General features: G+C 35.9%; 24 protein-coding genes. 14 read left to right on the forward strand and 10 right to left on the reverse strand.

What is annotated here, in order from left to right; genetic code table 11:
- Positions 1 to 3 precede the first annotated feature (3 nt).
- Positions 4 to 753, forward strand: coding sequence for an ATP-binding cassette domain-containing protein (locus EWU22_RS08930; protein WP_130925260.1), 750 nt, complete (start codon positions 4 to 6; stop codon positions 751 to 753).
- Here EWU22_RS08930 and EWU22_RS08935 read toward each other — a convergent pair.
- Complete coding sequence (locus EWU22_RS08935) at positions 739 to 1,512, reverse strand: TatD family hydrolase (protein ID WP_130925261.1); 774 nt, start codon at positions 1,510 to 1,512, stop codon at positions 739 to 741. The two genes, EWU22_RS08930 and EWU22_RS08935, sit on opposite strands and share 15 nt — an antisense overlap.
- The gene (locus EWU22_RS08940) at positions 1,509 to 2,138 is read right to left on the reverse strand and encodes a polysaccharide deacetylase family protein (protein ID WP_130925262.1); all 630 of its coding nucleotides are present in this window, start codon (positions 2,136 to 2,138) and stop codon (positions 1,509 to 1,511) included. The genes EWU22_RS08935 and EWU22_RS08940 overlap by 4 nt, the downstream gene beginning before the upstream one ends.
- Before the next feature lie 20 nt (positions 2,139 to 2,158).
- Here EWU22_RS08940 and ruvC point away from each other — a divergent pair, with 20 nt between their 5' ends.
- Positions 2,159 to 2,731 carry a crossover junction endodeoxyribonuclease RuvC gene (gene ruvC, locus EWU22_RS08945; protein ID WP_130925263.1) on the forward strand — a complete coding sequence of 191 codons (573 nt, stop codon included), beginning with the start codon at positions 2,159 to 2,161 and terminating at the stop codon, positions 2,729 to 2,731.
- Here ruvC and EWU22_RS08950 read toward each other — a convergent pair.
- On the reverse strand, positions 2,724 to 4,673 hold the full coding sequence (locus EWU22_RS08950) for a thioredoxin domain-containing protein (protein WP_130925264.1): 1,950 nt from the start codon (positions 4,671 to 4,673) through the stop codon (positions 2,724 to 2,726). The two genes, ruvC and EWU22_RS08950, sit on opposite strands and share 8 nt — an antisense overlap.
- A 40-nt stretch (positions 4,674 to 4,713) precedes the next feature.
- On the opposite strand from EWU22_RS08950, the gene EWU22_RS08955 reads away from it, so the two are divergent.
- Genes EWU22_RS08955 through EWU22_RS08970 form a run of 4 tightly spaced genes read left to right on the forward strand, consistent with a single transcriptional unit; the run spans position 4,714 to position 10,900 of the window.
- On the forward strand, positions 4,714 to 6,273 hold the full coding sequence (locus tag EWU22_RS08955) for an NAD(P)/FAD-dependent oxidoreductase (protein WP_130925265.1): 1,560 nt from the start codon (positions 4,714 to 4,716) through the stop codon (positions 6,271 to 6,273).
- A gap of 8 nt (positions 6,274 to 6,281) precedes the next feature.
- Entirely contained in the window at positions 6,282 to 6,857 is a 576-nt protein-coding gene (locus EWU22_RS08960) for an NUDIX hydrolase (RefSeq protein WP_109322992.1), read from the forward strand.
- Positions 6,858 to 6,866: 9 nt separating this feature from the next.
- Positions 6,867 to 9,584, forward strand: coding sequence for a DNA gyrase/topoisomerase IV subunit A (locus EWU22_RS08965; protein WP_130925266.1), 2,718 nt, complete (start codon positions 6,867 to 6,869; stop codon positions 9,582 to 9,584).
- A gap of 2 nt (positions 9,585 to 9,586) precedes the next feature.
- Positions 9,587 to 10,900: an MFS transporter gene (locus EWU22_RS08970; protein ID WP_231962849.1), complete on the forward strand. Its 1,314-nt coding sequence runs from the start codon at positions 9,587 to 9,589 to the stop codon at positions 10,898 to 10,900.
- Here EWU22_RS08970 and EWU22_RS08975 read toward each other — a convergent pair.
- A complete protein-coding gene (locus EWU22_RS08975) occupies positions 10,887 to 11,807 on the reverse strand; it encodes a hydrogen peroxide-inducible genes activator (protein ID WP_130925267.1) in 921 nt (306 codons plus the stop codon). The two genes, EWU22_RS08970 and EWU22_RS08975, sit on opposite strands and share 14 nt — an antisense overlap.
- A 101-nt stretch (positions 11,808 to 11,908) precedes the next feature.
- On the opposite strand from EWU22_RS08975, the gene EWU22_RS08980 reads away from it, so the two are divergent.
- Complete coding sequence (locus EWU22_RS08980) at positions 11,909 to 12,457, forward strand: peroxiredoxin (RefSeq protein ID WP_109322995.1); 549 nt, start codon at positions 11,909 to 11,911, stop codon at positions 12,455 to 12,457.
- Positions 12,458 to 12,503: 46 nt separating this feature from the next.
- On the forward strand, positions 12,504 to 13,076 hold the full coding sequence (locus EWU22_RS08985) for a carboxymuconolactone decarboxylase family protein (protein WP_130925268.1): 573 nt from the start codon (positions 12,504 to 12,506) through the stop codon (positions 13,074 to 13,076).
- A gap of 7 nt (positions 13,077 to 13,083) precedes the next feature.
- On the opposite strand, the gene EWU22_RS08990 is transcribed toward EWU22_RS08985, so the two are convergent.
- From EWU22_RS08990 to rpe, 5 genes are read right to left on the reverse strand one after another with little or no spacing between them, the layout of a single operon-like run.
- Positions 13,084 to 14,475: a protoporphyrinogen/coproporphyrinogen oxidase gene (locus tag EWU22_RS08990; RefSeq protein WP_130925269.1), complete on the reverse strand. Its 1,392-nt coding sequence runs from the start codon at positions 14,473 to 14,475 to the stop codon at positions 13,084 to 13,086.
- Positions 14,472 to 15,221, reverse strand: a complete 750-nt coding sequence (locus EWU22_RS08995; protein WP_109322998.1) for a glycosyltransferase family 2 protein — start codon at positions 15,219 to 15,221, stop codon at positions 14,472 to 14,474. The genes EWU22_RS08990 and EWU22_RS08995 overlap by 4 nt, the downstream gene beginning before the upstream one ends.
- Position 15,222: 1 nt before the next feature.
- Positions 15,223 to 16,347 (reverse strand): acyltransferase family protein, encoded by a 1,125-nt coding sequence (locus EWU22_RS09000; protein WP_130925270.1) that lies wholly within the window; start codon positions 16,345 to 16,347, stop codon positions 15,223 to 15,225.
- On the reverse strand, positions 16,347 to 18,374 hold the full coding sequence (locus EWU22_RS09005) for an OmpA family protein (RefSeq protein WP_130925271.1): 2,028 nt from the start codon (positions 18,372 to 18,374) through the stop codon (positions 16,347 to 16,349). Before EWU22_RS09005 ends, EWU22_RS09000 begins: the two co-directional genes overlap by 1 nt.
- Positions 18,375 to 18,379: 5 nt before the next feature.
- On the reverse strand, positions 18,380 to 19,042 hold the full coding sequence (rpe, locus tag EWU22_RS09010) for a ribulose-phosphate 3-epimerase (RefSeq protein ID WP_130925272.1): 663 nt from the start codon (positions 19,040 to 19,042) through the stop codon (positions 18,380 to 18,382).
- Between the two features lie 81 nt (positions 19,043 to 19,123).
- Here rpe and ligA point away from each other — a divergent pair, with 81 nt between their 5' ends.
- From ligA to EWU22_RS09030, 4 genes are read left to right on the forward strand one after another with little or no spacing between them, the layout of a single operon-like run.
- Positions 19,124 to 21,124 (forward strand): NAD-dependent DNA ligase LigA, encoded by a 2,001-nt coding sequence (gene ligA / locus EWU22_RS09015; RefSeq protein WP_130925273.1) that lies wholly within the window; start codon positions 19,124 to 19,126, stop codon positions 21,122 to 21,124.
- 3 nt (positions 21,125 to 21,127) lie between these two features.
- A complete protein-coding gene (dapA, locus tag EWU22_RS09020; protein ID WP_130925274.1) occupies positions 21,128 to 22,021 on the forward strand; it encodes a 4-hydroxy-tetrahydrodipicolinate synthase in 894 nt (297 codons plus the stop codon).
- Positions 22,022 to 22,025: 4 nt separating this feature from the next.
- Positions 22,026 to 22,328: a Dabb family protein gene (locus EWU22_RS09025; RefSeq protein WP_130925275.1), complete on the forward strand. Its 303-nt coding sequence runs from the start codon at positions 22,026 to 22,028 to the stop codon at positions 22,326 to 22,328.
- Positions 22,309 to 22,758, forward strand: a complete 450-nt coding sequence (locus EWU22_RS09030; RefSeq protein WP_109323005.1) for a hypothetical protein — start codon at positions 22,309 to 22,311, stop codon at positions 22,756 to 22,758. The genes EWU22_RS09025 and EWU22_RS09030 overlap by 20 nt, the downstream gene beginning before the upstream one ends.
- Here the strand turns inward: EWU22_RS09030 and EWU22_RS09035 are convergent.
- Entirely contained in the window at positions 22,724 to 24,160 is a 1,437-nt protein-coding gene (locus EWU22_RS09035; protein ID WP_130925276.1) for an alpha-L-fucosidase, read from the reverse strand. The two genes, EWU22_RS09030 and EWU22_RS09035, sit on opposite strands and share 35 nt — an antisense overlap.
- 222 nt (positions 24,161 to 24,382) lie before the next feature.
- On the opposite strand from EWU22_RS09035, the gene fucP reads away from it, so the two are divergent.
- A complete protein-coding gene (gene fucP / locus EWU22_RS09040) occupies positions 24,383 to 25,726 on the forward strand; it encodes an L-fucose:H+ symporter permease (protein ID WP_109323007.1) in 1,344 nt (447 codons plus the stop codon).
- Between the two features lie 22 nt (positions 25,727 to 25,748).
- Positions 25,749 to 26,060 (forward strand): L-rhamnose mutarotase, encoded by a 312-nt coding sequence (locus tag EWU22_RS09045; protein ID WP_231962856.1) that lies wholly within the window; start codon positions 25,749 to 25,751, stop codon positions 26,058 to 26,060.
- Positions 26,061 to 26,071 lie beyond the last annotated feature (11 nt).

Here is a 26,071-nt window from a genome sequence, read left to right on the forward strand (position 1 = left end):
TAAATGTTAGAGATTCAAATTAATCACCACCAAGTTACAAGTCATTTTGCTTTAAACCATATACATTTTCAAGTAAAAGCGGGTGAAATATTTGCTCTCATCGGGAAAAGTGGTTCAGGAAAGAGTACTATTGCTAACATTGTCGTTGGACAAACCATTCAACCAGGTGCTTCCATTCTAGTTAATGGTAAAGAATTAAACACCCAAATGGATCGTTTGATCAAGGTATTTAAAGAAGTTGGTTATGTACCTCAAAACCTGCATTTAATGCCGCACCATACGGTGGAGGAATACCTTCGTCGTCTAGGTCAAAAAATGACTAGTCAAGATTTAGAAAAATTCATTCAGAAAAATTTAAGAAGATTTCGACTTAAATCTGTTAAAAACACAAAAATCCAACATCTTTCTGGAGGAGAAAGGCAAAAATTGGCCTTATTAGAAGCCATCAGCAAGCCAATTGAATTATTGGTTTTAGACGAACCCTTTAGTCAACTTGATACCGAGCAAAAATTGGAATTTTCTGAAATTTTCAAGCAGGTGGTGGAAGAAGAAAAAATACCCTGTCTGCTTATCAGTCATGATTTAGTAGACATATTAAGTCTAAGTCAGCAAGTCGGAATATTACATCAAGGTAAATTGATATTTCAGGGTGATTGGGTAAAATTCAAAAAATCCCAAAATAAGCATGTCCTTAAATTGCAACAAGCCATGAGGGTTTGGAAGGAAAAAATAGATACATTATTTAAAGTTTGAATAAGCTTTCAAAGCCTGCGCATTTTGCGTGGTTATTTGAATTACTTCTGCCAAAGGCATTTCTCTATAATCTGCTAATTTTTGAGCAATTAAGCCTAAGTAGGCAGGGGAGTTAGGTTTTCCTCGATGAGGTACAGGACTTAAATAGGGAGCATCTGTTTCTAAAACCAATTGGGATAGTGGAACATCTTGAATATCGTGGTGGAGATTAGCATTTTTATACGTTAAAACACCTCCAATTCCCAAAGTATAACCTAAATCAACCAAGGTATTAGCTTCTCGAGCATCCCCAGAGAAACAATGAATAATACCTGTTAACTCTTTGAATTCTTTCTTTTTAAGTATAGCCAGTAAATCGGCATAGGCTTTTCTGCAATGAACATCGATCCACAAATGATGCGCCAACGCCCAATGACATTGCATTTCGAAAGCTGCAATTTGTTGAGATTTGAAACTAACATCCCAATAATAGTCTAAACCAATTTCACCAATAGCTAGTACTTTTTTACTTTGTAGTTCTTGTTCAAAAAATGTCAATTGCTGTAAATAATCTTCTTTGACATAGGTTGGGTGTAAACCAATCATCGGCTTACAAAATGACGTATTTGCTTGATACAAGCTCCATAGAGCTGACCATGATTCTTGATCGCAATTAGGCAACCATACTTCCGCAATACCTGCCATTTTCATTTCGTTGTATTGAACATCCCATTGCTGTGTAAAATGCTCATCATATAAATGTGCGTGGGTATCTATCATAGGGCGGATAATTGGAAGCCATTGTCATAACAATAGGCTAAAAATTCTGGTAAAATTACTTTTAAATGAGGAAATGCTTTTTGGCTATCATGAAAAACAATGATCGAACCAGCTTGAATATTCTTTAGGCAATTTCTAGTTATAGATGTATGAGATAAAGTCGAATTATAATCTCCAGTTAACAAAGACCACATGAAAATAGGTCCTAAATTGGCTGCATTTTTAATGATTGCCCGATTAACTCGACCATAAGGGGGTCTAAAACCTACACTAGGTATATCTAAGTCTAGAAAAACCTCATCACATGCTTGCTTATTAATGCGATAATCATCCTCTGATACTTTCCAAGCATTGAGATGGTTCATGGTATGATTACCTAAACTATGTCCTGCGGCATGAGCTGTCAGTGCTAAATCAGGAAATAAGCGCATATTTTTACCAATGCAAAAAAAAGTGGCTTTTGCCTGATATTTATCTAACTCTTCTAAAACAAAATTGGTAATTTCAGGACTAGGTCCATCATCAAAAGTGAAATACACTTGATTTTCTTTGGCATCTGCTTTTTTATCCCAAATCAAACTAGGAAAAATAGCTGGCACCAAAGAAGGTAAACGATGAATGAACATATATTTCAGATCCAATATTCATGCAAATTACTAGTTCAGGTGCAGAAAAAATAATTTTAGGTATTGACCCCGGTACCCGCTTTTTGGGATATGGATTATTAAAAGTAGATAAAGCCAAAGTAACAGTCTTACAATATGGTGTTTTGAATCTGACTAAATACACGACTCAGGGGGCTAAATTTCTAAAAATACATGAACGTGTATTGGGAATCATTGAAGAATTTTTACCTGACGAAATAGCTATTGAATCCCCATTTTTTGGAAAAAATATTCAATCCATGTTGAAATTAGGCCGTGTTCAAGGCATGGTTATGTCCTTGGCATTTTCTAAGGGAATTCCCATTGTGGAGTATGAACCTAAAAAAATCAAGCAATCGGTAACGGGCAACGGTAATGCATCCAAAGAACAAGTGGCCAAAATGGTCGAGGTAATAACAGGCATCAAATTGGATACCAAATTATTTGATGCAACTGACGCATTAGGTATTGCCATTTGCCATCATTTCCATCAAAATAATATTTCTTCTTCTGTCAAAGGTACTAAAAAGGGCTGGGGGGCCTTTGTCTCTGAAAACCCAGAAAGAATTAAATAAGCTCTCTCCATTGTTCATGTAGTTCCTCGATGGTACTAACAGGTGCTAGACAATGGTTTCCGACGCAAACTAAAAAATGCTTGTTTGAAGGCAAATTATCCACAGGAATCAGGGTGCAATTTAATGCGATTAAAGAATCCAATATTCCATGTTCCAAAACAAAAGAATGATTGAATTTGACCTGAGCTTGAGGGTTTTCAAACCATTGAGAATAAATGCGGAGCCAGTTGGAGAAATAAGCAGGATTAGCCTGAGCCTTCGACATAACAGTTTCAAGCATTTGTTGGGCTCGCATAGTACATTCAACCTGTGATTGAATCAATCCTAACCAAAGTAATGATTCGCAAAGCATGGAATTAGAGGAAGGACATACTGAATCGGTAAATTCAACTTTGTCTGCAATTAGTTCCTGCGCTTTATTTTGAGCATAATTATATAAAGCAAATCCTTCTTCTTTTGATTCAAATATTTCCGTTGCTTTCTCCACAAGGCGATTAGCTAAATTCAGGTATTTTTTATCAAATGTTACTAAATACAATTGAATATATGCTAAAGCAGTTGCTGCATAATCATCTAAAAAGCCATCAATGGGATGACCAGAATAGGAGGCCTGATGCAAACAAGTTCCGTCAGATTTTAATAAGTGTTTTTCAATGGCATCTGCTAAGTCCAATGCATCTTGTTTAATTTCTGCTGAATGAAGAGACTGATAGGCAGTAACCAAGCCAGATAAAACATAAGCATTCCAAGCTAAAATTTGCTTGGTATCAGTTTCTGGTCTAATTCTAGTTTTTCTTTCGGCTGCCAATGCGGCCAATTCATCTTTAAATTGATCATTAAGAATAACCTCTTTTTTGAATAAAATATTTCGACTGTCTTCCCAATTACCGTTGGGTAAAATACTATAGGATCGATAAAATTCAGGATGGGTAAGAGAAGGAATAATCCGATTAACTTCTTCAAAATGCCAAGTATAAAATAATCCTTCAACACCTTCACTATCAGCATCTAAGGAAGCATAATACAAGCCATTTTCTGCCAGCAATTCCGACTTTAAAAATTGAATTGTTTGAATTATTACTTCCGAATAAAGTGGATTTTTAGTGCGTCCATATGCTTTGGCATAGGCTTCCAACAACTGCCCATTATCATAAAGCATTTTTTCAAAATGTGGAGCAAACCACTCTGAATCAACGGAATAACGAGAAAAACCACCCGCTATTTGATCAAATATTCCTCCTTGGGCCATTCTATTCAGTTGGGTTTCAGAAACCTTATAGGCATTGGTTTGTTGAGCTAATGGAGCAGGAACAGACTCTATCAATTTTAATAAGGAAGGCAAAGGAAATTTGGGTGCTTTATTCATGCCACCAAAAACTGGATCCATATTTCCTACTATAACTTTCAAACTCATGGGGATAAAGCTAGGACTAGCTTCTAAATCCATTATTTGAAATAAAGAAGCATGATCTGAAATTGAATTGGCGAATCCCTCAGCTGAAGCTTCTAATTCTGCACGATGTTCTTGAAAGGCGTTTTGCACAGAGCTCAAGATATTCATCCATTTCATTTTGGGGAAATATGTTCCTCCGTAAAATGGTTTTTGAGAAGGCATTAAAAATACATTCAATGGCCAACCACCCGATAAACCCATTTGTTGAATAGCATCCATGTAGATCATGTCCACATCTGGTCTTTCTTCTCGATCTACCTTAATATTGATAAAATGTTTGTTCATTAAATCAGCCACTTCTTGATTTTCAAAGCATTCTTTCTCCATCACATGGCACCAATGACAAGCTGCATATCCAATACTAACCAAAATTAACTTATCCTCGTCTTTAGCTTGCTGAAGCGCTTCCTGACCCCATGGCTGCCAGTGAACAGGATTGTGTTGGTGCTGCAATAAATAGGGACTAACTTGGTGTTGAAGCTTGTTCATTAAAAGAGATGATTTTAGTAAATTTGTACAAATTTATACGATGTTAGAACTAAAAGATTTTGTAGTCAGTCCAGAAATTGCTCATTCTCCTGAATTGCTTCGAGCATTTCTTATTTCTGAATTAGGCACAAATCTATTAAATAGCTGCCAATATCGAATCGAGAAAAAATCAATCGATGCGAGAAGTCGACAAATAAAAGTCAATTTACGCATTGGCTTATATGAAAAGAACCATGATTTTTCTTTACAACATCTATCTAAATTAAAGGCGATAAGCCCCGAAGCTAAGCAGGTTATCATTGTAGGAAGTGGTCCTGCTGGTTTATTTGCAGCTATTAGACTCATTCAACTGGGTATTAAACCCATCGTATTAGAAAGAGGCAAAGATGTTCGTGAAAGAAGGAGAGATTTGGCAGCCATCAATCGGTTTAACATTGTTGACCCCGATAGTAACTATTGTTTTGGTGAAGGAGGTGCAGGGACTTACTCTGATGGGAAATTATATACCAGGAGTACCAAAAGAGGTGATATAAAATCTGTATTAGAAACATTTGTGGCACATGGAGCAGACCAAAATATTTTATTTGAAGCACATCCACATATTGGAACCAATAAATTACCTGCCATCATTGCCTCCATTCGAGATGCGATCATTGAAGCAGGAGGGGAAGTGCATTTCCAGCAACGAGTATCAGATTTTATCATCCGAAACAAGCAGATCAAAGGAGTTGTTACTGCTCAAAATCAAGAATTTAAAGCAGATAAATTACTTTTAGCTACTGGACATTCTGCCCGTGATATTTTTGAATTACTAAGACAAAAAAATATTCTGATAGAATCTAAAGGTTTTGCCATTGGTGTTCGAATTGAGCATCGACAATCACTCATTGATGCATGTCAATATAAAAATAAACAAAGGCCAGATTATTTACCTCCAGCAAGTTTTAGTTTAGTTAGCCAAACTAAGTTTAAAGGTTTGCAAAGAGGCGTTTTTTCATTTTGTATGTGTCCTGGTGGTTTCATTGTACCATCTGCTACTAGTCAAAACCAAGTAGTTGTAAATGGTATGTCACCTTCCAGACGAGACTCACAATATGCCAATTCTGGGATTGTAGTCAGTTTATTAGACCATGATTTGGCTGAATTCAAATCAGAGGGTGCCTTGGCAGGTATGTATTTGCAGGAATCATTAGAACAAAAAGCACATCGATTATCGGGTGAAACACAAAAAGCCATTTCACAATTAACGCAAGATTTCATTCATAGAAAAACGAGTAGATCGAGTCATGAATCATCCTATGTCCCCGGATTAATTCCAGGAGAAATGCGAGACTTTTTACCTGATTTCATTGCAGAACCTTTGGCTTTGGGCTTAAGTGATTTTAATAAAAAGATACCTAATTTTTCCAGTAATATAGGTCAAATCATAGGTTTAGAAAGTCGGACTTCATCGCCAGTCAAAATTCCAAGAGATCAAGAAAGTTTGGAACATCCGCAAATTAAAGGATTATATCCTTGCGGGGAAGGAGCAGGCTATGCAGGTGGAATTATGTCAGCGGCATTGGATGGAATTCGTTGTGCTGAAGCAATCGCAAAATAAATCATGTCATGAAAGAAATGTTTGAGCCTATTTTCAATCTTCATCAAAGTTTCATGCAAATGGATTCGGTGAAAGAAAATGCTCGTCAAGCTGCAGTTGTGGCTATTATACACAAAAATGACATCCAAAATACCATTTTGCTGATCAAGCGAAATGAATATGAAGGTGCCCATTCTGGGCAAATGGCTTTTCCTGGAGGTAAACAAGAATTATCAGATAACGATTTGAAGGTGACGGCCATTAGAGAAGTAAAAGAAGAAATCGGAATTGATGTTCCTTATGATGCCTTAAAGGCCATGGAACCTGTTTGGGTGATGGTCTCCAATTACTGGGTTCAACCATATTTTGTAGTCTTAGAAGAAAAGCAAAATTACGTTTTAGATAAACGAGAAATAAATCGTATTTTTGAAATACCTGTGTCACATTTCCAAGATAGCTCGCAATTAAAAGCGCATCAATTAACAATTCAAAATGAGACCTATTGGGCTCCACAATTTGAATTTGAAGGTGAAGTTATTTGGGGTGCCACAGCCTTGTTTTTATACCAATTATTCCACCTAAAAATAGGGGAGTTAACACTATAGTTCGATTATATGGATGAATCATTGGATGGCAGCTTGCAAAATCAAATTGCCGTGGCAGGAATGTACGAGAATTGGTTTTTAGAATATGCCTCTTACGTAATTCTTGAACGCGCTGTTCCAGCCGTAGCAGATGGATTAAAACCTGTACAAAGGAGGATTCTTCATGCTTTGAGGGAGATGGATGATGGTCGCTTTAACAAAGTAGCTAACGTCGTGGGTCAAACCATGCAATATCACCCGCATGGGGATGCTTCCATCACAGATGCCATGGTTAATCTAGGGCAAAAAGAATTGCTATTTGATTGCCAAGGTAACTGGGGCGACATGCGCACTGGAGATAGTGCAGCTGCAGCTCGTTATATCGAAGTAAGACTATCTAAGTTTGCCAACGATGTTGTTTTCAACAACCAAACCACTAAATGGCAATTATCTTATGATGGACGTAAAAAAGAACCCATCACATTGCCCATTAAATTCCCTTTATTATTAGCTCAAGGGGTAGAAGGTATTGCTGTCGGTTTGGCTACCAAAATCATGCCGCATAATTTCTGTGAGATTCTTCAAGCATCCATTGATTTATTGAATAACAAAAAAGTGGAATTATTGCCCGATTTCTTGACAGGAGGAATGCTGGATGCCTCTAATTACAACGATGGCTTACGTGGAGGGAAAATCAGAATTCGTGCTAAGATTGAAGAAATAGATAAAAAAACACTGGTTATCAAGGATATTCCTTATTCTACTACTACTACATCTTTGATTGATTCAATCATTAAAGCAAACGATACAGGTAAGATTAAGATTAAAAAAGTCATCGATAATACAGCTAAAGATGTTGAAATTCAAATTCAATTAGCTCCAGGAATATCTCCTGATGTGACTATAGACGCATTATATGCATTTACCGATTGTGAAATTTCAATTTCTCCGAATGCTTGTGTCATCATTGATGAAAAACCACATTTTGTCGGCATATCTGAAATTCTAAAAGTAAGCACCAATCAAACTGTTGATTTGCTGAAACAAGAATTGGAAATTAGAAAGGCCGAACTCATGGAACGTATTCTATTCAGTTCCTTGGAGAAAATTTTCATTGAAAATAGAATTTACCGAGATATTGAGGAATGTGAGACCTTTGAGTCGGTGATTGAAATGGTAGATAAAGGTTTAGAGCCTTACAAAAAGGATTTCTATCGTGAAATCGTAGAAGAAGACATTTTACGCTTATTAGAAATCCGTATCAAACGTATCTCCAAATTCGATGCTTTCAAGGCTGATGAAGCCATGAAACGTTTGGAAGAAGAATTAGCTGAAGTAGAACACAATTTGGCTAATTTGATTACCTATGCCATCAATTACTTTAAAAATCTATTAAGTAAGTACGGAAAGGGAAGAGAGCGGAAAACTGAAATTCAAAACTTTAATACCATTTCTGCGACGGTTGTAGCTGCCGCCAACCAAAAACTATACGTCAATAGAGCCGATGGATTTATTGGCTATGGGTTGAAGAAAGACGAATACATCATGGATTGTTCGGATATCGACGATATCATTGTATTCCGTCAGAATGGAACTTGTGTTGTTACCAAGGTTCAAGAGAAGGTTTTTGTCGGAAAAGACATTTTGTATTGCTCAGTTTTCAAGAAAAACGATGATAGAAAGGTCTATAATTTGGTCTATTTTGACGGAAAAAATGGAATTTCTTATGTCAAACGATTTAAAGTTACTTCGGTCACAAGAGATCGAGAATATAAACTGGTAAGTGATAATTCGAAATCCAAGATTACCTATTTTTCTGCCAATGAAAATGGAGAAGCCGAAATTATTCAAATCAATTTAACAGCCAATTGTACAGCCAAAATCAAGCAATTTGATTATGATTTTGCCAAATTAGCAATTAAAGGCCGTGAATCTTTAGGTAACGTATTGACCAAATATCCCGTTAGAAAAATTGTTCAAAAATCGGCTGGAGTTTCTACTTTAGGGGGTGTGGATATTTGGTATGATGCTACTGTTGGAAGATTAAATCGTGATGAACATGGTCAATTTATTGGCAATTTTGAGCCTAAAGACAGTATTTTAGTATTGTATAAATCGGGTAATTATGAATTAACCAATTTCGAATTAACCAATCGATATACAGCTGATGATATTTTGTATTTGAAAAAATATGAAGCCAATAGCATTATTTCAGCTGCTTATTTAGATGGAGGTAGTAAAAATCATTTTATCAAAAGATTTAAATTAGAAACGACAACCATCGATAAAAAATTCTTGTTTATTTCGGACCACAAAGCTTCCAGATTAATTGCTGCAACAGATAATTATGCGCCTAATGTGCAGATTAAGCACAAACCAGATGGAAAAACCAATCAAGTAGAATTATTGCCGATTTCTGAATTAGGAGATGTACGCGGCTGGAAAGCCATTGGTAATAAGCTAAACTATCCCAAATTAACTGATTTACAATTTGTAGATACCGATGAAAAAGCGCCTATCCAATTAGAAGATGAAAATCCTGTGGTAGATGGTGATGATGAACCAGAATTCATCATTAAAAATCTAGAAGGTAATTTTGAAGCCGATGATTTGGATCAAGAGGAAAGTTCAATTGAATCAGAATCAGAGAATGCTTCAAATGATGTGGATGATATTCCTTTTGAAATTAAGAATTTACCATCTGAGAATAAAGATTCTGGAACTGGGGAACAATTAGGCCTATTTTAACTATGGAACAAACACTGAACAATAAAAAAACCATGAATGCCTGGGCCTTTTATGATTGGGCTAATTCTGTACATTCATTAACTATTGTTTCAGCGATATTTCCCATTTATTTTCCTGTAGCAGCTATTGTTATGGGAAGCAAGCATCCAGAGTTAATTGAAATTGCGGGTTTTTCTTTACAAAACACAGTTGTATATTCTTACATCATTTCATTTGCCTACTTAGTTCTTGCCATATTTATGCCCTTTTTGTCAGGTATTGCTGATTACACTGGGAGTAAAAAAAGCTTTATGCGCTTCTTTTGTTATTTAGGTGCTTTTAGCTGTATGATATTGTATTTATTCACAAAGGGTCAATACATCATAGGATCATTAGGTTTTCTTTTTTCAATCATAGGATGGGGGGGAAGTTTAGTTTTCTATAATTCTTTTTTACCCGAAATTGCTAGCCCGGATCGCTATGACCAGTTAAGTGCCAAAGGCTTTTCATTAGGTTATATTGGTAGTGTTATCCTATTGTTACAAAATTTAAGCATGATTTTAATGCCTGATTTATATGGTGGAATATCCGTAGAAATGGCATCTCGAATATCATTTTTAACCGTGGGTGTTTGGTGGTTCATTTTCGCACAAATACCCTTTTATTACCTACCCAAATCTGTTCAAAAGGAAAAAGACCATCCAAGGTGGTGGTTAGGTGGATTCAAAGAATTAAAAAAAGTATTCCATGAAATCACTCACATTCCTTCCATAAAAAACTTTCTGCTAGGCTTCTTTCTGTATAATATGGGTTCGCAGACAGTTATGCTTTTGGGAGCACTTTTTGGAAGCCAAGAGTTGCATTTACCTTCTGAATCGCTGATTATCACTATATTATTGATCCAATTAGTAGCAATTCCTGGTGCATATGTTTGTGCTCATTTGTCAAAGAAAATAGGCAATGTCAATGCCATTCGTGTCATTATTGTATTTTGGATTTTAGTTTGCTGTTCAGCCTATTTTGTTCATGAAACATTTCATTTCTATTTATTAGCCACAGCCATTGGCTTTGTCATGGGTGGAATCCAATCGAACTCCAGAGCTACATATGCTAAGTTATGTCCTGAAAACGAACATGATACGGCTTCTTACTTCAGCTTTTTTGATGTATGCGATCGTGCTTCTACCGTAGTCGGCACATTTATTTTTGGCCTATTAATTCAATTAACTGGAAATATGCGTTTAGGAATTTTAGTTCTAGCATTCGTATTCTTACTTAGCTTAATTTATATGGCTAGATTGAACAAAATAAATCCAGCAGTTCTTAGATCGGAATAATATTTCGTTCATTTAATTCACGCCAAGATTCAGGAACCACAGATAAAATTTCATTGTGCAAAGCTTGAATGATACCTTTTCTCGCATAGCTAGGAGAATACACCAAAGAAACTTCACGTACAGGTTTGGGAAAAGGTAAAGGGAATACATGATCCTGTTTATTCGAATCTAAAAAATCATACAACATTTCAGGGATAATGGTCTGACCTCCAGCATCTTCAGCGATACGGACGATGGTTTCTAGACTTCCTGTTTGATAGGTAATTCTTGGACTTAAGGTTTGTCCAGATTTTAAATTACAGATGGAATTAATTTGACTACTTAAACAATGGCCTTCTTCCAAAAGCCATAAGTTCTCTGGCTCCACCGACTTACAAATTTTACCAGAATTTAAGCGTAGGTTGGAATATAGATACAGTTCCTCATAATATAAATGCTTTTCAATGAGCTGATCACCAAGAGGCGTTACTAAAATTCCGATATCCAATTTCCCCTCTTTTATTTCTTTAACAATATTGGAAGTTGTCGTTTCTGAAATATTAATATGGAGATCAGGAAATTTTTGTTGGAAGCCTGATAAGAATCGCGGCATCAAATAGGGAGCGATTGTGGGTATCACACCAATACTGACATTACCTGAAACTTGATTGCTCCAACCTTTGGAAAGATCTTTTAGTGTAGCTGTTTCTTTCAGGATAACTCTTGCTTGTCGGATGATTTCTTGACCTTGTATTGTTGCTTTTAAAGGTTTATCCTTTCTGTTAAATATGACAATATTTAATTCAGATTCTAATTTTTGAATCTGCATGCTAAGGCTGGGTTGTGTAACGCAACAAAAATCTGCCGCTTTTGAAAAACTTTTTAAGTCATCTAAGGCCACAATATATTCTAACTGAGTGATAGTCATATCGTATAGTTTAAAACTATACAAATATAGTAAATATAGATTTGCTTGATAGAATTAACTTATCGAAATTTGTATCACATTTAAACGAAACAATTAATATTATGTCTACACACATGTTAGGTTTGGGAAGTAAGTTTCCAGCATTTGAGAAAAAAGCAGTAGTGTCATTAGAAAAAGATAAGGAGTTTGCAACGATTACTGCAGAAGATCATAAAAAAGATGGTAAATGGATGGTGATGTTCTGGTGGCCAAAAGATTTTACTTTTGTTTGCCCAACTGAGATTGCTGAATTCAATCGTCGTTCGGGTGATTTTTCTGATCGTGATGCCGTTTTAATTGGTGCATCTACCGATTCTGAGTTCGTTCACGCAGCTTGGAGAAGAGATCATGATGATTTACGTGGATTAAAATTCCCAATGTTAGCTGATACTTCTAAGAGCTTGGCTGAAGAATTAGGTATTTTGACAGAAGATGAAAAAGTAGCATACCGTGTGACTTACATCGTAGATCAAGATGGTATCATTCGTTGGGTATCTGCTAATGATTTATCAGTAGGACGTAATGTAGATGAGGTGTTACGTGTGTTAGATGCTTTACAAACAGATGAGCTTTGCCCATGTAACTGGAAAGCTGGAGAAGCAACTTTATAATATCAACTAAAGCCCCATTCATTTGGGGCTTTTTAACAACAAGATCATGAGTGAAACTAGAGATAATCTATTAGCCGAAATTAATTTACCTGCCACTAGCCAGTTCCCTTTATTGGACCAATTAGATGCTACGGATAATCGTTATATCAAAGATTTAAAGATCAACGTTTCCAATGCACTAAAATATGCTACTTTAACAGAAAAAGAAGCCGTATTATTGGCCCTTGCCGTTTCAGTAAATCAGAAGCATGAAATTACTATTAATTCATTAACTGAATTGGCTAAATTAAAAGGAGCCACTGAAGCTGAAATCAACGAAATTCATGCGTTAACATCTTTATTGAATGCCAACAACGTATTTTATCGTTTCAAGCATTTTGTTGGCAAAGAATATTACAACACTGCACCAGCGGGAATCAGAATGTCGATCATGATGAATCCGGTATTGGGAAAAGAATTCTTTGAATTAGCGAGTTTAACTGTTTCAGCTATTAACGGTTGTGAAATGTGTGTTAAATCTCACGAACAATCCGTCATTAATCACGGAGCTACAGAAGCTCGCATCATGGATGCTATCCGCTTAACCGCAATTTTCAAAAGCTTAATCGTATTATTGTAGGGTAAAATTATTTACCCCACATCGCATTAGCCGTGTTCGGGAAGGGAAGGGTCAATTCAGGTACTTGATGTACCATGCGATTGGCCCATTCTACTCCTTGCATCATGGAGTGATCTTGATTAGACACTTCATATTTCCACGCTCCAAATCTTCCACGACTATAAACATCTTCTTTTTCTAAAACGGGTAATACTTGTTTTAGAATTCCATCACGTTCAATGGAAGGAGTAGGGTATCCGTAAGATGTAGAAAAATAGAATTTAGAAATCACTTGATCTTCAGATTCAATTAAACCATCTTCTAACATCGCCTTAATGGTATCTTCCACCAAAGTAGTTCGATTCACAGGCTTCATGTCAGACTCACTGACTTCTGCCATTAATGACCATTGATTTGCTGGATCTGGTACGTTATCCGGGCTGTAGTTTGAAAATACTGTAATCCGGTAATATGGACTATTATCCTCTGGGAAATACATCCAACATTTTTTGGCTAATTGTTCTACAGGTTTACCTTTCAAACCAATACCAATCACGTGCGTACTACTATGTTTCAAACCTTGGGCCGTTTGAGTAATCTCCGCAGGTAAATCCTCACACTTTTGGGTGAATATATCCAATGGAATCGTACTCATTACTTGATCATATTCAATCTGAGTACCATCTTCCAAGGTAATTTGATGCGCATTTAAATTCACAGATTTTACCGTAGAATTCAATCGGAAATATTCTTCTCCAATCAATTGACCAACTGCCTTCCAAATAGCTCCTGTACCACCCGATTTAGGAAATTGAAATAAATTATTAGGGCCCCAAGAAAGATCGTCCTTTTCAAATATAATATTCTCTACAATCCGACCTAAATCGCTTACTGCCACACGTTCTCCCACCCAATTGGCATTCATCATTTCAGGAGGATAGGCCCATACCTTGAAATTATATGGAAACATAAATACGTCTGCGATACCTTGTCCACAAGTATTTAAAATCCAATCTCTAAAATTGGCTAATTTAGTAGACGGACCTTTTTTATACAATTCAATTAATCCTTGTAAACATTGCCACTGCTCTTCTTTAGGTAAATAACCTAAATTATTTTGGAATGGATATGGAACAAAACGATCTCTAATCCAAACCCAGGATTCTCTTTGATGTGTATACCAGCCTTCTTCGCCTAAGGCTAATTTCATTAAATCATCAAAATACTGATAATGAGAAAACTGTACATGACCACCTACATCCCAAGTAAAACCTTTTTCATCTACAAAGCTGGTGGCTAAACCTCCAACGAAGTTTTCCTTTTCAAGGACAATAAAATCAGTAATCCCTAATTCTTTTAAACGATAAGCTGCACCTAAACCAGTGGGTCCTCCACCTAGGATGACATATTTATATTTCATTTTCCTTGGGTAATTTCTTTAACTAAACTGTTTAAATGAACTCTAAAGGCCAATAATTCTTTGAAACTTTGCCAGCAAACTTTAAGCAATTTCATATGACGAATAGATACTTCACCTGTTTCTCTTTCACGGTGAATGACAGGGATGTTATATAAATTCTGACCCGATTTTTTCGCTAAAACGGCTAAAAAGATATTGGGAGCAAAAGGTGTCTGCGCAGGCAAAGCATGTAACAATTTCTTTAAGAAACTTGTTTTGAATAGACGGAAAGGAATATTGGCATCATCAATATAGGTACCATAAATGAACAATAATGAGAATTTCAAAATACGGGTAATAACCAATCGGAAAGGGTCATCGTGTCTTACTTTACGATATCCTAAAATAAACTCAGATTGATTTCTTTTTTCCCAGAAATTTCCAAAATCTTTAACATCAAACTGATCATCAGAATCTGTTTGAAATACGTAAGTAGGATTCATTTCAACTGCCATGCGATATCCATTAACTACCGCATTACCATGACCTCCATTTAATTGGTGTTTGGCAATAAGATTAGGATAAATACCTGAAATTTCATCTAAAATAGCACCAGTACGATCTTTAGAACCGTCATTAATGATCAGTAATTTAAATTTATCAGGACTTACATAGGTAGAAATTCCATTGATCCAATGGGCAACCACTTGCTGAATGCATTCCTCTTCATTGTAAGCAGGTATTACTACCACTAATTCCAAACTCATATTATTTTAATTTATCCTTGAAACTATTTATTGGTTTCTCAATAACAAACCAGGAAACACTAGCAACAAATAGTAATAAAATTAGGTTGACGAAAAATTTTGACAATATAAAATTAAGGAAATTTGTTTGAAATAGGGGCATATATTTAGAAATAGCCCACCATAAAGTATTTCCTTCTTGATGGTAATAATTATAAATAAAATTATGATACAAATATAGACCGTAGGATATTTTACCTAAATAATCAACCCAGGATAATGATAAAAACTTACCAAAGAGATGTTGTCTTTCCGAAACAGCTTCCGCAATTAAAAAGAAAGAAAAGATAGCTGCCACACTACGTTCTATAACAATAAACCATACATTATCGTAAGTATATTCCGCTAAATGAGAAAACCAAAGAACTAAAAAAAAGGAAGTTAATGTGATAGGAAGTATAAAATTAACGTTGCTTATTTTTTGAAATATCGTTTGATGATAGTGGTAGAAATAGGCTAATAATCCTCCTAAACCAAAACTATCAATGGCACTGAAAGGATTAACATAAGACCACATCCATGAAGATTCTTTAAAATTATGGCTTGCAAAAAGGTAAAAAAACAATCGAGAACAAAAGCCCAAAACAATCATCCACGGAAATAATCGACCGAAATATTTTCGAGGTAAAAACAGAATAAAATATGGAAAAATTAAATAGTACTGTTCTTCTACTGCCAATGACCAAAGGTGATCCCAAACTCCAAGCCATTGATGATGAATCATGATGTAAAAATCAGGCATATAGAATACTAACCATTTCCAGACTTGAGGAAATGGTTCTATGCGTAATAACCCACCAATGGCTAATAAAAGAAAGTAAATCGGGAAAATCCGTAAAGATCTACGTAAAATAAAAGTCTTAATTTTATTCCATGGCGAATGACCTTTTTCTGCAACATCATCAGCACTTTGAAATAAAATACGCGTAATTAAAAATCCACTCAGCACAAAAAATATGACTACTCCTAAATGCCCAAGAGGAAAGGGGATAGTTGGTACCAACCAATGGTCCATTAGCACCAAAAAAACCGCTAAAAAGCGAATCCCGTTTAATTGCGTGAAATATACTGCGTGTTTATCGCTCATTAATCTCCTTGAAGTGTAAACTCCACTCTTCGATTTAATTTCCTTCTTTCTTCACTCATGTTACTTGCCATAGGTTTGGTTCCTCCCCAGCCTTTGACACGCACTCGATTGGGGCTTATTCCTTTGGAAACAATATATGCCTTGACATTTTCAACCCTTTCTAAAGAGAGTTTCATGTTTTCATTCCAATCTCCTTGGTTATCCGTATGACCTTCCAACAGGATTTTAAAATTACTATTGTCTTTTAAAATTTTAACTATTTTATCTAATTCTTCATATGAACTTGGAATCAGTTCTGCCTTACTTTGATCAAAGTTAATATTAGGAATTTGATATTGCTTGTTCAATTGAATAGGAATTATCAAAAGGTTCCTTTGAATGTTTTTAAAGTTGCGCTCAGCTGTATAATCAAATTTTTCCACCCGACAGATATAACCATCTTTCACCACTTGCATGGTAAAAGCTTTTTTTGCTGGCCACATAAAACTATAATCACCCAAATACGGATCATAATCAACCCACAATGAATCAGTTCCAGCTACTGATTTAACTAAAATTTTACCTGCAATAGTCTCTTGAGTATCTTGATTAAGAATTTGACCTGCCATTTGAATCAAGGTCAAAGGTTTTGCTTTCTCGGGTATTTTAATTCGATAGATATCTTCAGCACCTAACGAGTTTTCAACAGAACTAAAATAGGCATAATCACCTTGTGCAGCTACAGAAAAATAACCATCCCATTGTGGAGTATTAACAATAGGACCCAAGTTTTCAGGCTCAGACCAATTCAACCACGTATCATCTAAACGACGTGTAAGAAAAATATCATTATTGCCATATCCCACATGTCCACTGGAAGAGAAATACATGGTTACTCCATCAGGAGCTATAAAAGGGGTAGATTCAGATTCTCCCGTATTTACTACTTGTCCAATGTTCCTTGGCTCTGTCCAGCTATCATCATTTTTCCAAAACGATACATAAATATCTTTACCTCCAAAGGAATCTTTCATTTCAGTGGTCATCACTAAAATCTTACCATTGGGAGCCAAGGAATACTCTGAAAATTCTGACTTATTTTTAAAATTCAATATTTTCAATGCTTTTGGGAAACTCCAGTCGCCCGTTCTCAATAGAAATGACATGGATACTCCTTTCTCCATTTGACCATCATTACGATACACGTTGTTCAACAACATAGTTTTGCCATTTGGCGAGATTCCGCAAACAGCATTGTTTTCATCATTGTTAATGGGCTCAGGAAATAATTCGGCTTTAGACCAAGTTTTGGTATCCGCCTGCCAATTAGAAACCCAAATATCTTGATTCTTATTTTTACCCATATTGGAAGGATGTTTCCAACGTGTAAAATAGAGTTTTTTGCCATCTGGGCTTATAACAGGGCAAATCTCATTGTATGGTGAATTGATTTCTTTGCCTAAGTTTTCTTTAAAGGAATAGGCATTTAAATCCTTATTCAACTTTAAGCTTTCTTCAATGGGAACATCTGAATCCGAAATACCAATGGCATCAATTTGAGAATAACCTCTAACCCGCTCTGAATTCATGGACACTTTTATCGCACGAATGGGCACAGAAGGAGAAGGTAAATGGATGGTTGTGACTTGGGCCAATTTTAATGCATAACCTGGGCTAAACTCTTTTAACAAAATCAATTTATTATTTTCATCTAATCCATCAACACGCACTATGGAACCCGCACCGAAGTTTTCAAAAATAGCCACCTGTTTGACCGTAGCTATACTATCAAATGAAACAATAATGTATTCTCCTGCTGGGTTATCAGGGGTCAAAGATTGCCAAGCACTAGGACTATTACTGAATGCTGGGTATTTACTCGGTTTACCCAAAATATGCAAAGCTCGAAATTCTAAACCCAATAAGGGGTCTGAATACTCACTCGAAACCGATATGACTTTATTGGCCCAGCGAACACGCTGTGCAGGCAAGCTAAAAACAAGCAGACAACAGAAAATTCCAAAAATTAAGCGGATTTTCAAATTCATGAATGTTAGTTACCTAGTTTCACCAAATTGGCAATGGTTTCCATGGGATTAGATGAAGAAAAAACAAAATTACCCGCCACTAAAACATTGGCTCCAGCATCAATTAAATCAGCAGCATTGGACATTGAAACTCCACCGTCAATTTCTATTTTCAGTTTTGTCAATCCTTTTGATGCAGCTAATTCAGCTAATTCTTTGGTCTTTTTAATGGCGTTTGGAATAAATTTTTGACCACCAAAACCAGGATTTACCGACATAATTAAAACTAAATCAACATCTGAAATGATATCTTCTAAAACTTGAACAGGAGTAGATGGATTTAAAGCAACACCTGCTATACAGCCCAAGTCTTTGATTTGTTGAATCGTACGATGTAAATGAGGACATGTTTCATAATGTACTGTTAAAACCTGAGCACCCGCCTTAGCAAATGCTTCTAAATACCTTTCAGGCTTTTCTATCATCAAATGGACATCCAATACTTTAGTTGCTCTTTTATTGACTGCCTCTAAAACGGGAAAACCAAAAGAAATATTGGGTACAAACATTCCATCCATCACATCCACGTGGATCCATTCTGCTTGAGAAGCATTCAACATGTCAATTTCGGAACCTAGTTCTGCAAAATTTGCAGCTAAAATTGAGGGGGCAATGATTAAACTTTCCATCTTGCAAAGGTATGAAAATTATTGGCTAAGGTTTATTTCTTAGTGCTTTCCATTTAACTTTAGGTTGTTAAAAATTGATACATGGATGTGAAAATGCGGATGGAAGAATTAATCCATCAAATTAATCAATACAACGAAGCTTACTACCAACAAAATGAAAGCCTCATTTCTGATCAGGAATTCGATGCATTATTGGCTGAACTCCAAAAATTAGAAGAAGAAAATCCGCTTTTTGCCTTACCTGATAGTCCAACTCAACGGGTAGGAGGAACAATTACCAAGCAATTTAAAAGCGTCACCCACCGCTTCCCCATGCTTTCTTTGGGTAATACCTATAATGAACAAGATTTAAGAGATTTTGATGAACGAGTAGCCAAAGGATTGGATGGTGAAGCATATGAATACATCTGCGAACTTAAATTTGATGGAGTAGCCTTATCTTTTTGGTATGAAAACGGTAAATTAATAAAAGGGGTTACCAGAGGAGATGGAACTAGAGGAGATGATATCACTAATAATGTCAAAACTATTAAGGATTTACCGATTCGATTAAATTCCAGCATTTTCCCAAGGGAATTTGAGCTTCGAGGAGAAGGATATATGCCTTTGTCATCCTTTGAGGCAATCAATGACCAAAAAGTCAGTCGGGGAGAAGCTCCATTAGCTAATCCTAGAAATGCCGCCTCAGGAACCTTTAAAATGCAAGATTCAGCGGAGGTAGCTCGAAGAAACATGGCTTGTTATATCTATGCTATGGTGGGAAATGAAAATCCTTTTCAAACACATGAAGAAAGCTTAATTGCTCTGGAAAAGGCACAATTTCCTATTTCTCCGACTTGGAGAAAATGTCAGTCAATATCTGAGGTGCTTAACTACATTCATGAATGGCAAGATAAAAGGAATGAATTACCTTTGAACACAGATGGTATTGTTATCAAAATCAATGATTACGCTCAACAAGAACGACTGGGGTTTACAGCCAAATCGCCAAGATGGGCCATTGCCTATAAGTATCCATCTGAAATTGCTGAAACGGAAATAGAAAGCATTAGTTATCAAGTAGGCAGAACAGGCAATGTGACACCTGTTGCGAATTTAAAGCCCGTTTATTTAGCTGGAACCATGATCAAACGTGCTTCAGTTCACAATGCCAATGAAATGGACCGTTTGGATTTGAGAGAAAAAGATTTCGTTTTTATTGAAAAAGGAGGAGAAATTATACCCAAAATCACATCTGTCAATGTAGCTAAACGACAAGAAAATTCTCCTAAATTTCAATTCCCGGAAGAATGCCCTGCCTGTGGAACTATCTTGGTTCGACAGGAAGGAGAAGCGAATCATTATTGTTTAAACGACAAGCATTGTCCACCCCAGATTAAAGGTAAAATAGAGCATTTCATTCAAAGAAAAGCGTTAAACATTGAAAACCTTGGAGTGGAGACAATCGACTTATTGGTAGAAAAAGGCATCATACATTATATAGCTGATCTTTATCAATTAAATGAAGGTCATTTCAATGGATTAGAAGGATTTCAAAGTAAATCAATCAATAATATTTTACAGTCAATAGAAAAATCTAAGTCGATTCCTTTCAGACAAGTATTATTTGGATTAGGGATTCGACATGTTGGAGTAACCATTGCAGAAAAATTAGTCCTTCAATTTCATTCGATGGAAAAATTAAAGTTGGCAAGCTTAGAAGAATTAATTGCTGTACCAGAAATTGGAGAACGAATAGCGCAAAGTTTGAGGGAATATTTGGATGATCCAGATAATATTGGACAAATTGAGCGTTTAAGGGAAGCCGGAGTACAGTTATCTGAAGAAATTCAAGAAATAGTTTTGGAGGGAGAAGCCTTGGTCGGAAAAAGTTTTGTAATTTCGGGGGTGTTTAAAAACTTCGAAAGAGAAGAATTGAAACACAAAATTATTGCCAATGGAGGTAAGGTTGTATCCAGTATTTCATCCAAATTAGATTATCTAGTTGCTGGTGAAAACATGGGACCTGCCAAATTAGAAAAGGCAAATTTATTATCTATAAAAATTATCACAGAGGACGAGTTTTTAGCTCTTCTACACTAGCACATGCATACATTACCTAAATTTCATGGGGTAGCACCAGCCCTGATTACACCTATGCAAGCCGATCGAACGATTGATTGGACCGCCTTAGGAAAACTTGTTCAATACGTATCAACAGGTGGTGTCGATTATTTAGTGGTTCAAGGTACCACAGGTGAATCAGTTACTACCAGTGCCGATGAAAAAAAGAAAATCATTGCCACTGTTCAGGAATCAAATTCTAAAAATTTACCTATTGTATATGGTTTAGGTGGAAACCATACTGAAAATTTAATTGCTCAAATCAAACAAACGTCTTTTGATGGTATTGATGCCATTTTATCTGTTTGTCCTTATTATAACAAACCAAGTGCACGTGGAGTAATTCAACATTATCGTGCCGTGGCAGATGCTAGTCCTGTTCCTGTAATTTTATACAATATACCAGGAAGAACGGGTATTAATTTGTCTCCAGAAACAATTTTAACTTTAGCTGAACATCCTAATATCATCGGAGTAAAAGAAGCTTCTTGTATCATTGAACAATGCATGGAAATTGCAGCACATAAACCAGCTGATTTCCTTTTAATCTCTGGTGACGATGTGCAAGCTGTACCTATTATTTCCATAGGTGGAGTTGGCGTTATGTCAGTTATTGCCAATGCTTTTCCTCAACAATTCTCTCAAATGATACATTCGGCTTTAGCAGGTGATTTTGCCGAAGCTAGAAAATCATTAGGTAGCTTCTTAGCCATTGATCCATATTTATATGAAGAGGGTAATCCGGTGGGAGTGAAGAAAATTTTAGCATTAAAAGGAATGATTCATGCTCAAGTTCGTATGCCATTAGCAGAAGCATCCGAAGAATTGGGTGTTAAATTGAACCGTATTATTCAACAAGAAAACTTATCTAATTAAACATATGTTTGTTCACGTAGTAAATTTTTGGTTAAAAAATGGCTTGAGCGAAAAAGAAATTCAACAATTTGAAGCTGGGGTCTTGTCATTAGAGAAAGTAGAAACTGTTAAAGATTTCAATGTTGGGAAACCAGCTAGTACAGACCGACCAGTGATTGATCGTTCTTATGATTATTGTTTATTAACAACTTTTGTGGATGAAGCAGGGCATGATTACTATCAAACGGCGCCAATTCATTTAGAATTCATCAAAAACTGTGCTCAATATTGGGACAGAGTATTAATTTATGACTCAGAAAGCATTTAAAGTACTAAGCTTAGGCTTTATAATCTTGTTAGCAGCTTGTTCAAAAAACGTTAAGCCATCCTCTTACTATTCTCCAAATTACAAAGACGGGGGAGTTGATCGTCATGATGGTTTAGGTTTTGAAATACCGGTCAAGTATGCCATCGATGTATTTTATTTCAATGAAAGTCCTAAACAATCTTACGAGGTCATTGAAAGTATCAGTATTTCTGGTGAAGTTCCCTTAGAAAATAACCAAACGGTGAACGGAAAAATGTTGAACCGCGGAAATCACCAGACCAAAAAACAAGAAATATTAAGTCAATTGGTAGAAAAAGCCACCGAAATGGGAGCTAGTGCTTTAATGGACGTTAAATACCAAGTTTATAGTACTCAATATGCCAATGGCTATACTTTTAGTGGTAAAGCGATTCGTTACGTACTGAAATAATTCGATAAAGAGCCAAGTTCGAAATCAAAGGTTGGGCTCTGTAATCTTCTAAAATGATGCGAATTTGCTTTACCTTTCTTTCTGGGAAGGTAAGCATTCGTTTATTTCCAATGGTTTTAGCTTTAATTAACCATTTATCTCCATTTTCAGACTCAATTTCGACGGAGAATGATTTAATCCTTTGCCCGAGAGCAATAGGTTCTTGAAGCATCAACGTATTGGAGAAAACAGGAGTAGTTACTTTAATTTCAATACTTGGTTGCTTGTCACTCACTAGAGGAGCCCAAGCACTCGCAGGATTCGTATCTACTAAGTTCTTTACAGAATAAGTCGAATTATTCGTTGAACTTACTTGAATCTTGCTTGAGTTTGTATTCATCAAATTAATCAAGCTTTTCTTTCTCAATGCCGCGAAACCCATCATGGTAGCTGAATCATTGGGATGAATCAATCCTCGAGTATCTACTGGTATATTAAGTAGTAGATTAGCATTTCGGCCAACTGAAGCTACATAAATCTTCATTAATGAATCAGGAGTTTTTACTCGATTATCCTCTTTAGGATGGTAATACCAGCCTGGACGAATGGATACGTCAACTTCAGGGGCTACCCAATGCGTTCCATTTTCTTGACCATTTTTATATTGATCAAATTTGGGATAACCTGGGTATATCTCATCACGATTGATAGGACTCCAAGAAGTATCATAGTTGTATCCTCTTTCATTTCCTACCCAACGAATATCGGGTCCATTATCAGAAAATTGGACGGCATTAGGTTGATATTTATTAACCATCGAGTGAAACAAAGACCAATCATAAACCTGTTTCTTTCCATTAGGTCCTTCCCCATTGGCTCCATCGTACCAAAATTCAAAAATAGGACCATACTGAGTTAGTAGCTCTTTCTGCATTTCAGCATAAATCTTATTGTATTCATCAGTGCCATAAGCGGGATGAAAACGATCCCATGGTGACAGATATATTCCCAATTTTAATCCATATTCTTTACACGCTTGTGCTAATTCTTTGACAACATCGCCTTTTCCGTTTTTCCAAGGTGATTTTGCCACTGAATGTGTCGTGAATTTTGAAGGATATAAAGCAAATCCATCGTGGTGTTTAGCTGTTAAAATCAGCCCCTTCATACCTGCTGCTTTAGCTATTCTAGCCCATTGTCGGCAATCCAAAGCGCTAGGATTAAAATTGGATGGAGATTCTTTTCCCTCGCCCCATTCCACATTCGTAAATGTATTCATGTTAAAATGGATAAAGCCATAATATTCTAGAGCTTGCCACTGAATCTGCTTGGAGGAAGGGAGAGGAGCAATAGGTTGAATTTTTTGAGAAAAGCTAATACCCATTGAACTTAAAAAAAGGAAAATAAGAATTACAAAACGCATGAAGTTATGTTTAAACATGGAGCAATCTGACTTTGAAAAAATTTAATACTAATTATATATTTGATACAATAATTCTAAATAAAGAACCGTTTTGAAGATTTTTTTGAATTTATATTGAACTATTTTAACATTTAACATAAGATTAATTAGTATAAAACTAAAATTAATAAAAAAAAGCAGGTAAATTAAAGCTGCTAAACTCTTTTAACATAAAGTATCTGCATGGCCTTACCCATAAACTCGGAAGAACAATTAGAACTAAGTCAAAGTAAAGACAATACTAATTATTTACTTCCTTTTATTTTAGTTACAAGTCTATTTTTTCTTTGGGGCTTAGCCAATAGCTTGAATGGTACTTTAGTTAAACAATTTCAGATAGCCTTAGATCTACAAAGGTGGCAAGCTAATATTGTTGAAACGGCTTTCTATATGGGCTATTTTGTCATGGCTATTCCTGCTGGAATGGTGATGCGTAAATTAGGCTACAAAATGGGCATATTAATGGGCCTAATCCTTTATTCTGCTGGAGCATTTTTATTTTACCCTGCTGCCTCGGTTAGAGAATATAGTTTTTTCTTAGGTGCATTATTTCTAATAGCTAGTGGAATTGCTTTTTTAGAAACAGCTGCTAATTTATATGTTACTGTACTAGGGGATCCTAAGAAAGGAGATTTTCGACTTAATTTGGCACAGTCTTTCAATGGAATTAGTACCATTTTAGGCCCGGTCATTGGTGGTTTATTTATCTTTTCTGATCGAGAGTATACTCGGGATATGATACAAGCATTACCAGCAGCAGAAGCTGAAGCTATTCGAGTGAGTCAAGCTGAATCAGTTCAAGGTCCTTATTTAGTCATTGGAGTTGTGGTAGCAATTGTTGCTGTATTATTTGCAATCACTAAAATGCCCGAGGTGAAAGCGGTAGGAGAAAGTAAATCGAGCGGTAGTAAAATTACCATCGTTAGTCTACTAAAAAACAAACATTTACGTCTAGGCGTCATCGCACAATTTTGTAATATCGGAGCACAAGTTTCACTTTGGGGAAATTTTGTTGATTTCAAATTGGACTTTGCGCGAGATTCCAATTTATGGATTGTTGAACAAATATACCAAACAACAGAAAGCATGACTCCAACTCAAATTGCGAGTTTTCATGCATCATTTGCTTTCATTTTATTTATGATTGGCCGATTCATTGGTACTTATTTTATGGGTAAATATGAATCAAATCGAGTTTTAGGAATTTATGCCATTGGATCAGTACTTTCTATCATTATTGCTATACTAGGAGGAGGAATCTTAGCTGTAATTGCATTAATGATGGTATATTTTTTCCAATCCATTATGTTTCCTACTATCTTTGCATTAGCATGTAAAGATTTAGGTGAAGGCTCTAAATTAGCCTCATCGTTAATTATCATGTCCATTGTAGGTGGAGCGATTATTCCCCCATTTACTGCTTATTTATTTAAAATAGGGCCTTCTTTGGCATTGGGCATTCCTTTGGCTTGCTTTGTGTTTATTGTATATTACGCGTACCAAGGATTTAAAATCCAAAAAATCTAGGATTATGCAACGATTTATGCTAATGCTGGATTTAAAAAATGAATCTAAACTTATTCAAACCTATGAAAACTATCATCAAAACATCCCCGCCGAAATCGCGGAGAGCATTCGCGCATCTGGAATTGAATCCATGGAAATTTATCGCTTTGAAAACCGACTAGTCATGGAGATTGTCGCCCATGACCATTTCGATTTCGAGGAAAAAAGTAAGCTAGACGCCTCCAATGAGAAGGTTCAAGCATGGGAACAACTCATGAGTCAATTTCAGCAAGTGATACCCGGTACTCCAGAAGGAGTTAAATGGGTATTAACTAAACAAATCTTTAAACTTTAATTAAAACTATT

The organism is Aquirufa nivalisilvae, from assembly GCF_004307455.1.
GTDB lineage: Bacteria > Bacteroidota > Bacteroidia > Cytophagales > Spirosomataceae > Aquirufa > Aquirufa nivalisilvae.